The organism is Synechococcus sp. MU1648, assembly GCF_023630615.1.
In the GTDB taxonomy this organism is placed as follows: Bacteria; Cyanobacteriota; Cyanobacteriia; order PCC-6307; family Cyanobiaceae; genus Parasynechococcus.
Genome location: NZ_JAKUHI010000003.1, coordinates 134,151 through 148,186, shown reverse-complemented (window position 1 = coordinate 148,186; position 14,036 = coordinate 134,151). Strand labels below are relative to the sequence as shown.

The 14,036-nt window shown below is 60.4% G+C and carries 13 protein-coding genes; 11 read left to right on the top strand and 2 right to left on the bottom strand.

Annotated elements, in window-relative coordinates:
- Positions 1-12: 12 nt before the first annotated feature.
- Positions 13-270, top strand: a complete 258-nt coding sequence (locus NCN06_RS05590) for a DUF8658 family protein (protein ID WP_115023012.1) — start codon at positions 13-15, stop codon at positions 268-270.
- Between the two features lie 2 nt (positions 271-272).
- On the opposite strand, the gene NCN06_RS05585 is transcribed toward NCN06_RS05590, so the two are convergent.
- The gene (locus tag NCN06_RS05585; protein WP_226398206.1) at positions 273-917 is read right to left on the bottom strand and encodes a ribonuclease D; all 645 of its coding nucleotides are present in this window, start codon (positions 915-917) and stop codon (positions 273-275) included.
- A gap of 115 nt (positions 918-1,032) precedes the next feature.
- Here NCN06_RS05585 and NCN06_RS05580 point away from each other — a divergent pair, with 115 nt between their 5' ends.
- The 3 genes from NCN06_RS05580 to NCN06_RS05570 are packed head-to-tail and all read left to right on the top strand — an operon-like array spanning position 1,033 to position 2,888.
- Positions 1,033-1,416: a helix-turn-helix transcriptional regulator gene (locus NCN06_RS05580; protein ID WP_115023011.1), complete on the top strand. Its 384-nt coding sequence runs from the start codon at positions 1,033-1,035 to the stop codon at positions 1,414-1,416.
- Positions 1,417-1,466: 50 nt separating this feature from the next.
- On the top strand, positions 1,467-2,021 hold the full coding sequence (locus NCN06_RS05575; RefSeq protein WP_166017557.1) for a cofactor assembly of complex C subunit B: 555 nt from the start codon (positions 1,467-1,469) through the stop codon (positions 2,019-2,021).
- A gap of 3 nt (positions 2,022-2,024) precedes the next feature.
- Positions 2,025-2,888 (top strand): N-acetylmuramoyl-L-alanine amidase, encoded by an 864-nt coding sequence (locus NCN06_RS05570; RefSeq protein ID WP_226398205.1) that lies wholly within the window; start codon positions 2,025-2,027, stop codon positions 2,886-2,888.
- On the opposite strand, the gene hemF is transcribed toward NCN06_RS05570, so the two are convergent.
- Positions 2,885-3,973, bottom strand: a complete 1,089-nt coding sequence (hemF, locus tag NCN06_RS05565) for an oxygen-dependent coproporphyrinogen oxidase (protein ID WP_226398204.1) — start codon at positions 3,971-3,973, stop codon at positions 2,885-2,887. The genes NCN06_RS05570 and hemF overlap by 4 nt on opposite strands.
- A gap of 115 nt (positions 3,974-4,088) precedes the next feature.
- Between hemF and NCN06_RS05560 the strand changes: the two genes are divergently transcribed.
- From NCN06_RS05560 to ppc, 7 genes are all read left to right on the top strand, one after another.
- Entirely contained in the window at positions 4,089-5,165 is a 1,077-nt protein-coding gene (locus NCN06_RS05560; protein WP_115022852.1) for an Mrp/NBP35 family ATP-binding protein, read from the top strand.
- Between the two features lie 2 nt (positions 5,166-5,167).
- Positions 5,168-6,406 carry a rod shape-determining protein RodA gene (rodA, locus tag NCN06_RS05555; RefSeq protein ID WP_226398203.1) on the top strand — a complete coding sequence of 413 codons (1,239 nt, stop codon included), beginning with the start codon at positions 5,168-5,170 and terminating at the stop codon, positions 6,404-6,406.
- Positions 6,403-7,752 (top strand): sensor histidine kinase, encoded by a 1,350-nt coding sequence (locus tag NCN06_RS05550; RefSeq protein WP_226398202.1) that lies wholly within the window; start codon positions 6,403-6,405, stop codon positions 7,750-7,752. Before rodA ends, NCN06_RS05550 begins: the two co-directional genes overlap by 4 nt.
- A 102-nt stretch (positions 7,753-7,854) precedes the next feature.
- Positions 7,855-8,286: a photosystem I reaction center subunit II PsaD gene (locus tag NCN06_RS05545; protein WP_226398201.1), complete on the top strand. Its 432-nt coding sequence runs from the start codon at positions 7,855-7,857 to the stop codon at positions 8,284-8,286.
- Positions 8,287-8,346: 60 nt separating this feature from the next.
- Complete coding sequence (locus tag NCN06_RS05540; protein ID WP_226398200.1) at positions 8,347-9,864, top strand: anthranilate synthase component I family protein; 1,518 nt, start codon at positions 8,347-8,349, stop codon at positions 9,862-9,864.
- Entirely contained in the window at positions 9,861-11,006 is a 1,146-nt protein-coding gene (gshA, locus tag NCN06_RS05535; protein WP_226398253.1) for a glutamate--cysteine ligase, read from the top strand. Before NCN06_RS05540 ends, gshA begins: the two co-directional genes overlap by 4 nt.
- Before the next feature lie 32 nt (positions 11,007-11,038).
- A complete protein-coding gene (gene ppc, locus NCN06_RS05530) occupies positions 11,039-14,032 on the top strand; it encodes a phosphoenolpyruvate carboxylase (protein ID WP_250398725.1) in 2,994 nt (997 codons plus the stop codon).
- The last annotated feature ends 4 nt before the right edge of the window (positions 14,033-14,036 follow it).

Sequence of the window (14,036 nt, the reverse complement as noted above, 5' to 3'; positions counted from 1 at the left end):
CGGTTGGATGCGATGGCTGCGATTCAAGACCCCACCCTCGTCAAACTTTGCGCTCAGCTGGCGAGTCGATTGAGCATCAGCCTCGCCAGCGCCCGTCGCCAGGTCGAGCAAGCCGCGGCCCGTGAAGGTCATCGCGATGTGCAGGGGCGACGGGCGACGGCTGAATCCATGCTGGCCGCCCTCGACAACGACAACGGTGAGCACGCCCGTCAGCTGAACACGTTGTTGGAGCACAGCGAAGGAGATGGCAATTTCATGCTTGAAGACTGACTTCAGTGCTCAAAGATCTGGTGAAAACGCTGCCGGTCCAACTCGGCAACCACCGGAACGCATTGAAAACAGCGCTGAGCCAGATCCCAGCGCCCTTCCCGTCGCAGCATCTGTTCCAAACGCTCCCGGGCCGGCAAGAGATATCGGACGTCGTTAGCGGCATAGGCCAGCTGAGCATCCGTGAGTTCGTCCACACGGCCCCAATCACTGCTTTGGGCGCCCTTATCAAGCTCAACACCCACCAATTCCATCACCAGATCCTTGAGACCGTGGCGGGGGGTGTAGGTCCGCCCGAGCCGACTCCCGACCTTGGTGCAGAAGACAGGATCCACCGCAATCCCCAGACCGGCGGCGAGAGCTGCCACATCAAACCGTGCGAAGTGAAACACCTTCTCCACAGTGGAGGCCTCAAACAGGCGCTTCAGGTTGGGCGCATCGGTCTGGCCCAAGCCAATGCGGACGCAGGCGACACGGTCCTCTGCGTCCGCAATTTGAACCAGACAAAGCCGGTCACGGCCATGGATCAATCCCATCGCTTCGGTATCGACCGCAAGCCGCGGGCACTGCAAATAGCGCTCCGTCCAAGCTGCATCGAGATCGCGATCAAAGACGGCGAATTCCGCAGGGGACGAGGACTGCTCAGCCATGGCTTCAAGGATGGATATGGCCAGTGTGGCCAACCGCCTCTACAGCAAGTCTCAAGACTCTCCTCTTGAATCTCGAAATGAGATCGCATTTGATTGGGGGAGTTATCCCTCGCCTGTGTTCTCCCGCAGAAAGCCATCGCGCACCTGCCTGGCAGACATCGAGCAGTACTTCCACCAGCCACCGCCACAATTTCTCGACCTGGAACTGGCTGTCTGCTGGATCCTTGAGTGCCTGCTCAAAGACGACAACTATCCCTCCGCGCTCCTGCAGAAATTGATCCAGGAAGAGCCACAACTGCGGCTCTCTGAAACCGTGCTGCAGCAGGCTCTGGATTTTCTCGAGCAACAGGGCTCAATTAGCAGCTACACCCAACGCTGCCCGAGTCGTGGACGACCACGGCGCATGCTGCATCTTCAATCGGATGCCCGCAATGAAGCCGAGCGACTCATGGCCCCCTGGCGCAGCTGGCTGGACGCACACCGATTCGCGTTGAACTAAGCGATTCAGCCTGCGAAAGGCTTAAAAAGGTTCATCACGATCGGGATGCCATGCCTGCAGGATTCCAATCCACTCTCCTGCTGACCGTTCTGCTGGCGATTGGCCTGGTGTTCTTCCTGCGGGCAGCAAGCAAAGACCGAACCACTGTTGTGGATGTGATGTCTCCCCAACCGCCCTTGACCGTTCTCGACGGGCTCAGCGCTTGGCTGGAGGCTCGCGGTTGGAGCCGAGATGGCGGAGATGCAGAGCGGCAGGTGCTCCGCTTTAAGGGGAAGGTGGCATCCAGCCAACCCCTGGCCGTTCTGCTGTCTCTACTGGCTGCCATCGGCTCCGCTTGCTTCGCCCTGGTTCTGCGTCAGCTGTCACCACAACTGCACTGGTGGCCCCTGCTGTTGATTGGCTTCGGACCTATGGCCGGAGCTCTTTACACACGGCGAGCCTCACGCACAGAAGCCTTAGAACTGCAGTTGCTACCTCCTCCAGAGGGAGAAGGCAGCGCCATTCGCTTGCGGGCCCATCGCGACGAATTGATCGCGATCGAACTGGAACTGGCCGAGACCCTTGAACTCGCCAGTGATGGATCCCTGCTCTCCTCCCCCATCTGAACCATGCGTCTGCCGGCCTGGATTCAACGGCGTCGCTTTGCCACAGGCCTTGCCATCACAGGGCTGTCCCTGGTGACGCTCGCCATGACCAAGGCTGCTGAACAGCGCAATTGGCTGAGCGCACCAGGGACGAAAGAGCAACCACCAGAGCAACCAGCAGAGCAACTAGCGCCGGCACCGCCAGAGCCAAAACCCTGTCCCGCGCCCGCCACGCCAGACCCGCTGCTGGGCCCGCGCACGAAGGAATCCGGGAGATGGGTCGGTAGCAGCCCTGTTCAAACCAACTTGCCGATCGTCGTCATGGCAGGACACGCGGACTCCCAGGGCACCGTCAGTCCCGGAACACCGGGTTATGCCGTGGATCAGCAAAACCGTCCGCCGATGCAACCGGGCATTCGGGATGAGCTGTTCTGGAACCGCGAGGTTCAGGCTGCTGTTGTCAGCCAAGGCAAAGCACGTGGCTTGAACATCCGGTCTTACACCCCTCCCTCAATCACCATCGCGAACGACAACCACCCTTCCACCAATTGGTCGAAGGCCAAAGTGTTTTCCGAACGCGGGGAATATGTACTAGAGATCCATTTCGACGCCTACCGGCCCCATGGCTTCGGCTCAGGCCTGATTCCCGTGCTCGCGAACGTGCGTGCACTCAATGTCGTCGATGAAAGCTTGGCCAAGGCCTTTGGACGGTTCCCACGGAATTTTCGAGGAGGCCTTGGAGGTCCAAGGCGTGGCATCGGGATTCTTGAAATCGCCATGCTTGAACCCCCCCTCGAAACGAAGCTCAGAGATCCGAGCACAAGGGAGCAAACCGTGAACTGCCTGGCCGAGCGCGTAGTGAACGCACTCGTTCAGGGCGTCAGTTAGTTGATCGCTCCATGGGGGCGGCAACGGTCGTCGAGGGTGGAATCCCCAAGCCAATCCTGAGGCTTGGTGAACAGCTCGGTCAGCAGGGCCTCCCTTGATCCGGCCTCTGCGGTGTAGCCATACTCCCAGCGCACGAGCGGGGGCAGAGACATCAGGATCGACTCCGTACGCCCATTGGTCTGCAATCCGAAAATCGTGCCGCGATCCCAGACCAGGTTGAATTCCACGTACCTGCCACGGCGATAGAGCTGGAACTCTCTCTCGCGGTCGCCATAAGCCATCGGGTGACGCTTCTCAACGATGGGGGCATAGGAGGGCAAGAAGGCTCTGCCGTTGGCCTGGCCGAGCGAGAAAAGCTGCTCCCAGCTCAACGGCCTGGCCCCCAAACGTGCAGACACCTTGGCGGCTGGGCCCGCCGGGTCCTGTCCCTTGTAAAGCGTGCCGTTGGCATCTTGATAGTCGTAAAAAATGCCGCCGACGCCGCGGGTCTCACCACGGTGCTTCAAAAAGAAGTACTCATCGCACCAGGGCTTGAAGACCTTGTGCAGATCCGGATGAACCGAATCACAGGCCGCCTGATGGGTGCGATGAAAATGGCGTGCATCTTCGAGGAAGGGGTAATAGGGGGTCAGGTCGGCGCCCCCTCCAAACCACCACACCGGGCCAGCTTCGAAGTAGCGGTAATTGAGGTGAACCGTTGGGATGTAGGGGTTACGCGGATGCAGCACCATCGATGTTCCCGTGGCGAACCAGGGATGACCCTTCGCCTCCGGACGCTGCTTGAGGATGGATGGGGGCAGTTCTTCCCCTTGAACCTCTGAGAAATTCACGCCGCCTTGTTCAAAGACGCGGCCCTCACGCATCACCCTGGAGCGGCCACCACCCCCTTCAGGCCGCACCCAACTTTCCTCTGCAAAGCGACCTTCACCATCGAGAGCTTCCAGACCAGAGCAGATCTCGTCTTGAAGCCCCATCACCATTGCCCGAGCCCGATCTCTGGAGTCGCTGGGAGGAAGCTCGAGGGTGGAGTTGCTGACACCCACGTCCTGGCGTCCGAGGACGCGGCGAATCAGGGAGCGGACCATGTGTCAGAGACTGAAGACATCGAAACCTAACCAAGTCACCCCAGGCCTGGACAAGCATCCGTGAGGGACTGTCACGGGCGACGCCCCTAGGATCCGGCTTGCCCTAATGAAACTGATGAACCCGGTCGAGCAGGCCAACCACGCCCTCCAGCAAGTCAAAGATGCCGGCAGTGGCAAATCGGCACTGGAGCTCGGCTGGATCGAACAAATCCGCATCAGCCCGCCGCGGGCCGTGTTTCGCCTCAGCCTTCCCGGCTTCGCCCAAGGTCAGAGAGACCGAATCGTGACCGAGGCACGGGAAACGCTGCTGAGCATCGACGGCATCGACGACGTCCAGATTGAGATCGGCCAACCACCAAGCCAGGGGGGGATTGGCCAAGCAGGCCACGGACAGCCGGCTGAACGGCAGTCGATCCCAGGAGTGCGCCAGGTGATTGCTGTGAGCAGCGGCAAGGGAGGCGTCGGCAAGAGCACCGTGGCGGTCAATCTGGCCTGCGCACTCGCCCAGACCGGCCTGCGGGTTGGGCTCCTGGACGCCGATATCTACGGACCCAACGCACCAACCATGCTGGGTGTGGCTGATCAAACGCCGGAGGTGCAGGGAAGCGGAGATCAGCAGCGGATTGTCCCGATCGAAACCTGCGGAATCGCCATGGTGTCCATGGGTCTGCTGATCGATGATCACCAGCCCGTGATCTGGCGTGGCCCGATGCTGAACGGCATTATTCGTCAGTTTCTCTACCAGGCCGAATGGGGTGAAAGGGACGTTCTTGTCGTCGACCTGCCGCCGGGCACCGGTGATGCGCAGTTGTCCCTGGCCCAGGCAGTTCCGATGGCAGGAGTTGTGATCGTGACCACCCCGCAGCAGGTATCGCTGCAAGATGCGCGAAGGGGACTTGCCATGTTCCGGCAGATGGGCATTCCCGTCCTCGGCGTGGTGGAGAACATGAGCGCCTTCATTCCTCCGGATCGTCCCGACTGCCGTTATGCCCTCTTCGGCAGTGGCGGCGGAGCCCAACTCGCCTCCGACTACGACGTTCCTCTTCTGGCCCAAATTCCGATGGAAATGCCTGTGCAGGAAGGTGGAGACACAGGACGGCCGATCGTGATCAATCGCAGCGAATCAGCCAGCGCCGCAGAGTTCAAAGGGCTCGCAGATGCAGTGCTGAAGGCCGTCACCCAGCCCGCCTGACGATGTTCAGCCGACGTGACCGCCGCAGACCGCACCGGGAGTGGGTGCTCTGGGGTGTTCCGGTCGGGATGATCGCCATCGCCGGGGTGCTGATCGCCAGCACACAACGCCAGGCGGACTACGCCGACTGGTATCACCACTGGATCACCGCGGCCTTTGGGGTGCTGCTGGCGCTGGGACTGGAACGCCTGCCACTTCAGCGGCTCCGACCGCTGCTGGTTCCCGTCTATGGCTTGACCGTGATCAGTCTGGTGGCGGTACGGGTCATTGGAACCACGGCGCTGGGGGCCCAACGCTGGATCAGCATCGGCGGGGTTCATGTTCAGCCCTCGGAATTCGCCAAGATCGCCGCGATCCTGCTTGTGGCAGCGGTGTTGTCACGGCACCCGGTGGAACGACCGATCGATCTGATGCGTCCGCTGGGCGTGATCGCCGTGCCTTGGCTCCTGGTGTTCATCCAGCCTGATCTGGGCACATCCCTTGTGTTCGGCGCCCTGATGCTCACGATGCTCTATTGGTCGGGAATGCCAATTGAGTGGGTGATTCTTTTGCTGTCACCGCTGGTGACGGCCCTTCTGTCAGGGCTTCTCCCCTGGGCCATGGGGATCTGGATCCCACTGATGGTCGTTGTCGCCTACCGCTCCCTGCCCTGGAAGCGCCTGGCGGCTACAGCAACCTTGGCCATCCACAGCGCCATGGCTGCAGTGACGCCATGGCTTTGGATGCATGGCCTGAAGGACTACCAACGGGATCGTTTGGTGCTGTTCCTTGACCCCAGCAAGGATCCCCTCGGCGGGGGTTATCACCTCCTTCAGAGCACCGTGGGCATCGGTTCAGGCGGCGTCTTGGGGACGGGCCTTCTTCACGGGCAACTGACCAAACTGCGGTTCATTCCCGAACAGCACACCGATTTCATCTTCAGCGCTCTAGGCGAGGAGACGGGGTTTGTTGGGTGTCTCCTGGTGGTTCTTGGCTTTGCTGCATTGATGGCGCGGTTGCTTCAAGTCGCGCGCAATGCCCGCACCGACTTCGAATCGCTCGTGGTGATCGGAATCGGAACGATGCTGATGTTTCAAGTGGTGGTCAACATCTTCATGACCATTGGCCTGGGCCCTGTCACTGGAATCCCCCTGCCCTTCCTGAGCTATGGGCGCTCAGCGATGGTTGTGAATTTCATCGCCCTCGGCCTCTGCCTGTCTGTGGTTCGGCAGAGCCGTCGCTCCTTGGCACAACACCGTTGACCGGGCCAACCTTTACCGACCTGCGGCAACGACTGGCGCAGGATGTGCCCCAGGGGCGCTGCGATGAAATCGGTGTCCGACGGCTTTGGTGGGCAGCTCTGGAGACCCTGCAACAGGACCTGCTTGAGCGCGGCATTGAGCGTGGAATCTGGCTAGCAGCGCCCCTGCCAGCTCTCTACGAACCGGAGTTGCTGAAACATCTGCAGGGATGGGTCTGGGCTCCAGAGCGCCTGGATCAATTGAGTCCTCATCCAACGGCACTACCTGGACGGTCAAGCAGCGATGAACCAGGCACGCTGCAGGGATGCCAACGCTTGTCACTGCGCCGCGATGACGGAGATGATCCCCTGCTGCTGGTAATCACGCCCGAGGTCCAAGTCGCCCTGGCCCTGCACGGCCCCGCCCAGAAACGCCAGTTGCTGATGCGTTCTGACCCGGAAACACTCAGTGATGTTCTGCTGCAGCTCGGGCGTCGGCTGGAGCATCAGTCACCGGCAGAGGCCGATCAGCTGCGCAAAGCACTCGAATCCATCGGCACCCTTCAGGGCAATGGATCCTGGTCAGAACAGTTCTGGCCCCGCCTAACTGAACGGCTTACCGGAACAGCCCCAGGGCTGATGCTGCAACCCATCCAGGCCGAGCGCCCACCAGAAGACCCCAGCCATGGCGATCTGAATTTGCTGGAAGCCATCACCCATGAGGTGAGAACCCCTCTAGCAACGATCAGAACATTGATCCGGTCTCTGCTGCGGCGGAAGGATCTGCCCGAAGTCGTCGTGAATCGCTTGCGTCAGATCGATGTTGAATGCAGCGAACAGATCGACCGATTTGGCCTGATCTTCCATGCCGCCGAGCTTCAACGGGAGCCCAACGAAGCCAATTTGGCCCGCACGGATTTACACGCCATCCTCACCGCCCTTGCACCCAGCTGGACGGAGCAACTGGATCGGAGAGGGATCAGCCTTGAGCTGGACCTCACCGCTGACCTGCCGGCCATTCTCAGTGACTCCCGACGGCTGGAACCGATGTTGGGAGGTCTGATCGACCGCTGCACCAGAGGGCTAGCCCCCGGCAGTCAGCTGACACTTCATCTCCAAGCGGCGGGCCCGCGAGTGAAGCTTCAACTCCAGGTGGAGCATCCCAACAGAACCTCAGCCACCGAGCCCGGCACAGCTCCCCAACGCGAGGAAGTAGGGACCGTCCTGAGCTGGGATCCCAGCACTGGAAGCCTGCAGTTAAGTCAGGATGCAACCCGCCAAATGATGGCCAGCCTGGGGGGGCGCTATCAGTCCAGACGTGATCGCGACATCACCGTTTTCTTCCCCGTACACACCCCAGGAAACTGATCAATATGTTGTCTGGTGTGAAGCTTGCTTTCGGAGAGCAAAAGAGCAACCGATGACGGTGCTACTTTCCAGTCGTAACGGCTCTTGTGGATTCCTTCAGCCATGGCAGCAACGGCGTTGAATGGTCAACTTCCTCAGCACATCGCCAGCACTGGCGGACTTCTGAACTCAGCAGAGACTGAAGAGAAATACGCGATCACCTGGACCAGCAAGACAGAACAGGCTTTCGAGCTCCCCACCGGTGGAGCTGCCCTGATGAACTCAGGCGAAAACCTGATGTATTTCGCCCGCAAAGAGCAGTGCCTCGCCCTCGGCACCCAACTGCGCACCAAATTCAAGCCCCGGATTGAGGACTACAAGATCTACCGGATCTACCCCGGTGGTGACACCGAGTTCCTGCATCCCAAGGATGGCGTTTTCCCCGAAAAGGTGAACGAAGGACGTTCCATGGTCGGGCACAACTCCCGTCGCATCGGCGAAAACGTCAACCCTGCCAACATCAAGTTCAGCGGCCGCAACACCTTCGACTCCTGAACGATCAATCTGCAAGCCCGGAGGTCGTGATCTTCGGGTCTTGGCTGCGATGATCATGAGATGTTCAGTCCCGATCGCGACGCCTTTCATCAGGCGGTTTGCAGTGGCGCCAACCTGATCCCTCTGGCTCAGAGTTGGCCCGCAGATCTTGAAACACCGCTCACCACCTGGATCAAGGTGGGAGAGGGTAGGCCTCCAGGTGTTTTGCTGGAGTCCGTCGAAGGAGGCGAAACCCTCGGACGCTGGAGTGTGATCGCCTGCGATCCCCTCTGGACAGCATCAGCCAGGAATGACCGTCTGACACGCACCTGGCGCGATGGTCGCAAAGACGAGTTCACGGGCAACCCGTTTGAATCACTCCGCGACTGCTTAGCTCCTTACGCCTGCGTCAACCTGCCGGGCTTGCCCCCTCTGGGACAGCTCTATGGCGTTTGGGGCTACGAACTGATCCAATGGATTGAACCAACTGTTGCGGTGCATCCCCGAGCCGCGGCCGATCCCCCGGACGGGATCTGGATGTTGATGGACGCGCTCCTGATCTTTGATCAAGTAAAACGGCAGATCACGGCCGTCGCCTTCGGCGACTTGTCCGATGGCGCGGATGAGGAACAGGCATGGCAGACCGCCATCGGACGGATTGACGACCTGCGCCAACGGATGGATGCACCTCTTCCGGCCGTGCAACCGCTGACCTGGGATGCCAGAAGCAAAGAACTTCCCGCCGTGCGCTCCAACCGCAGCCGCGATGAATTCGAAGCTGCCGTCGACACTGCCAAAGAACACATCGCGGCCGGCGATGTCTTTCAACTGGTGATCAGTCAGCGCCTTGAGACCGACGTTCCTCAGTCGCCCCTGGAGCTGTATCGCAGTTTGCGGATGGTGAATCCATCTCCCTACATGGCGTTCTTCGACTTTGGGGACTGGCAACTGATCGGCTCAAGCCCGGAGGTGATGGTTCAAGCCGAGCCTGCAGCAGATGGCATCCATGCCAGCCTGCGGCCCATCGCGGGCACCCGACCACGGGGAGCCACGCCACTAGAGGATCGAGAGCTGGAAGCTGATCTGCTGGCCGACCCCAAAGAGCGCGCTGAGCACGTGATGCTGGTTGACCTGGGACGCAATGACCTCGGCAGGGTCTGCCAACCCGGAAGCGTGGCGGTGCAAGACCTCATGGTGATCGAGCGCTACTCACACGTCATGCACATCGTCAGCCAAGTCGAAGGACGCCTGGCCCCGACGCACGATGTGTGGGATTTGCTGATGGCGGCCTTTCCCGCCGGCACCGTCAGCGGCGCACCGAAGATCCGTGCCATGCAACTCATCCATACGCTTGAGCCCGATGCGCGCGGCCCCTATTCCGGGGTCTATGGATCCGTCGATCTGGCCGGAGCCCTCAACACGGCCATTACGATCCGAACCATGGTGGTGCAACCACGAGACGGCGGTGGATGCCGGGTCAAAGTTCAGGCCGGGGCCGGCATCGTTGCCGATTCACAACCGACGGCTGAATTCGAAGAAACCCTGAACAAAGCACGAGGAATGCTGACAGCACTGGCTTGCCTGAACCCGCCGGGATGACAGCTCAACAACTTCTACTGAAAGGCTTCGAGGTCGAACTGTTCACCGGTCAGCCCAACGGAGCCAACGTCGGCGTCGCCACCGACGTTGCCAGGGAACTGCCTGGCTTCGTAACAGAACCGGACTGTCGCAATCTCGAATACGTCACCGACCCGATCAGGGATTACGCCGAACTCCCCGAGGCACTGCTCGCTCCCCGACGGGAATTAAGGCGGTGGCTGCACGAGCGGGAGCTCACGCTTCTGCCAGGCAGCACCATGAGTTTGGGAGACAGCAGCCGGTTCGAACGCTCGGACCCCGGCAATGCGTATCACGCTCTCATCGAGCGGCTTTACGGCACCAGGGTCGTGACGGCCAGCATTCACATCAACCTCGGCATCACAGATCTGAACTGGTTGTTTGCGGCGGTCCGGCTCGTGCGCTGCGAGGCGGCTCTCCTGCTCGCCATGAGCGCCAGTTCCCCCTTTCTGGATGGGCGCAGCACCAGCCACCACTCCCAGAGATGGCATCAATTCCCCCTAACGCCGCAATCGGTTCCCTTATTTCGGGATCACGACCACTACATCCAGTGGGTGGAGGAGCAACTGGCCACGGGGGCCATGCGCAACGAACGTCACCTATGGACGTCCGTTCGTCCCAATGGTCCGCGACGCCCGTACGACCTCAACCGACTGGAATTACGCATCTGCGATCTCATCACCAATCCCCATGAGCTGCTGGCGATCACCTGCCTGCTTGAACTGCGGCTTCTTGCCCTCAGACAGGACATGACTCGCCTCGATCCCCTTTGCAACAGCGTCCTATCCGCGGATGAGCTGGCCCAGCTGGCTGACAGCAATGATGCAGCCGTCGCTCAATCAAGCCTGAACGCTGAACTCAAGCATTGGCGGGATGGCCGTGTGATCACCTGCAAGGACTGGCTTGAGGAGCTGCTTGATGAGCTCGCTCCCCTCGCCGAATCCCTCCAGCTCAGTGCTTTTTTGAAGCCGTTGGATGCACTGCTGACCCACGGCAATCAGGCCATGCGCTGGGAAGCGGCTCATGCCCGGGGCCAATCCATCGATGACTTGCTTCAGGAGGGGATCCAACTGATGCAGCAGGAAGAACAACAGATGACCACCGGGGAACCCTGTTTGGGATGATCATGTCGAGTCCATCGCAGCGTGGAGACTTCATGCCCGAGTCCACCACCCATGTCTCCGACAACGAGACAGCACGCTTGAACGGTGGTGCATCGGGTGCCGGGCAGCTTCTTCAGCACCGTCTGGATCTGATTGAAGACCTGTGGAAGACGGTGCTGCGCAGTGAGTGCCCACCGGAGCAGAGCGAACGTCTGCTGCGACTCAAACAACTCAGTGACCCTGTCTCCTTAGAGGGACGGGACGGCGACAGCACGAGCGAGGCGATCGTCGAGCTGATCCGAGCCATGGATCTTTCAGAAGCCATCTCGGCGGCCCGCGCCTTTTCGCTCTATTTCCAGCTCATCAACATCCTTGAGCAACGGATCGAGGAAGACAGCTATCTCGATAGCCTGCGGCCCAATCTCAGTGCTGAATCGGCTCAACGGGACGCCTTTGATCCCTTTGCACCCCCTCTCGCCAATCAGACTGATCCAGCCACCTTTGGAGAAGTCTTCGAGCGGCTGCGTCGGATGAACGTCCCCCCCGCGCAGGTGGAGCACCTGCTGCGGGAGCTGGATATCCGTCTGGTGTTCACCGCCCATCCCACGGAGATCGTTCGGCACACAGTGCGTCACAAGCAGCGGCGTGTGGCCAACTTGCTCCAGCAACTTCAATCAGACAACCCTCTCGCGAATCAGCTGCGCGAGGACTGTCGCGACCAACTGGAAGAGGAAATCCGACTGTGGTGGCGGACCGATGAACTCCACCAGTTCAAACCCACCGTGATCGATGAGGTGGATTCGACCCTGCACTACTTCCAGCAGGTGTTGTTTGACGCGATGCCGAAACTGCGTAGGAGGCTGATCACTGCTTTGCATCGGCATTACCCCGATGTCCAGGTCCCCCAGGCATCCTTCTGCACATTTGGCTCCTGGGTGGGTTCCGATCGGGACGGCAATCCCTCGGTGACACCCGAGATCACCTGGCGAACAGCCTGTTACCAGCGTCAGCTGATGCTGGAGCTGTACATCCACTCCGTCCAGTCGCTACGCCAGCAGCTGAGCATCTCCATGCAGTGGAGTCAGGTGGCGCCATCACTGCTGGAGTCCCTGGAGATGGATCGGCTCCGGTTCCCGGAGATCTACGAGCGCAGAGCAGCTCGATACCGACTGGAGCCCTACCGGCTGAAGCTCTGCTACGTGCTCGAAAAGCTTGAGCGCACGCTCGCCCGCAACAATCAGCTGTCGGAGGCGGGCTGGCAGATGCCCTGTGAAGCCCTGACCGATCCCAAGGACGGACTCGGCGGAGCCGATGTTCTCCACTACACCTCGGTGGATCAGTTCCGCAGTGACCTGGAGTTGGTCCGCAACAGCCTCGTCAGCACCGAATTGAGCTGCGAACAGCTCGACACGCTGCTGCACCAGGTGCACATCTTTGGGTTTTCGCTGGCCAGCCTTGATATCCGTCAGGAGAGCACCCGCCACAGCGATGCGATCGATGAACTCACCCGCAACCTGGAACTGCCCCAGGCCTACGGGGACATGGATGAAACGCAGCGGATGGCATGGCTCCTCCAGGAACTGAAGACCCGCAGGCCCCTGATTCCGCCAGCCACCAGTTGGTCAGCGCCTACATCAGAGACGTTGGCGGTGTTCCGAATGCTGCAGCGCCTCCAGGAAGAATTCGGCCAGCGGATCTGCAACTCCTATGTGATTTCGATGAGCCACACGGCATCGGATCTCTTGGAGGTTCTGCTGCTGGCGAAAGAGGCGGGTCTGGTGGACCCGCCGAACAAACGAGCCTCCCTACTAGTGGTGCCGCTGTTCGAAACCGTGGAGGATCTCCAACGGGCCCCCGCGGTGATGGAGGGGTTGTTTAAAACGCCGCTCTACCGCGAACTCCTACCGGTTGCAGGCCAACAGAAACAGCCGCTGCAGGAGCTCATGCTGGGCTACTCAGACAGCAACAAGGATTCCGGCTTTCTCTCCAGCAACTGGGAGATTCACCAGGCTCAGATCGCACTTCAGGAACTCGCCAGCCGCCAGGATGTGGCGCTTCGCCTTTTCCACGGCCGCGGGGGGTCTGTGAGTCGTGGAGGCGGGCCGGCTTACCAGGCGATCCTGGCCCAACCCAGCGGCACGCTGCAGGGCCGGATCAAAATCACCGAACAGGGTGAGGTACTGAACTCCAAGTACAGCCTGCCCGAGTTGGCGCTGTACAACCTGGAGACCGTGACCACGGCCGTGGTTCAGAACAGCCTGGTTACCAACCAGCTGGATGCCACCCCAAGCTGGAATCAGCTGATGAGTCGCCTCGCCACCCGTTCAAGGGAGCATTACCGGGCTTTGGTTCACGACAATCCCGATCTGGTGGCGTTCTTCCAGCAAGTCACTCCGATCGAAGAAATCAGCAAACTGCAGATCTCCAGCAGACCGGCCCGACGCAAAACAGGCGCAAAAGACCTGTCCAGTCTGCGGGCGATCCCCTGGGTCTTCGGTTGGACCCAGAGCCGATTTCTTCTGCCGAGCTGGTTTGGCTTCGGCACAGCTCTGTCGGAAGAAGTGGGAAGCGACTCCGAACAACTCGATCTGCTGCGCCGCCTCCATCAACGCTGGCCGTTCTTCCGGATGCTCATTTCAAAGGTAGAAATGACCCTCTCCAAGGTGGATCTCGACCTGGCTCATCACTACATGAACAGCCTGGGGCACCCCGAACAGCGAGAGGCCTTTGAAGCGATCTTCCAGGTGATCGCCAAGGAATACGAACTCACCCGCAAGCTGGTGCTGGAAATCACGGGACAAAACCGACTGCTGGGAGCTGATCAAGGGCTGCAGTTGTCCGTTGATCTGCGCAATCGCACCATCGTTCCCCTGGGCTTTCTCCAGGTTGCGCTGCTGAAGCGACTGCGTGATCAGAACCGGCAACCGCCCATGAGCGAAACCCCGGGAGCGCCCGAAGACACACGCACCTACAGCCGCAGTGAGCTGCTGCGAGGTGCACTGCTCACCCTCAATGGCATTGCAGCCGGCATGCGCAACACCGGTTGAGCCA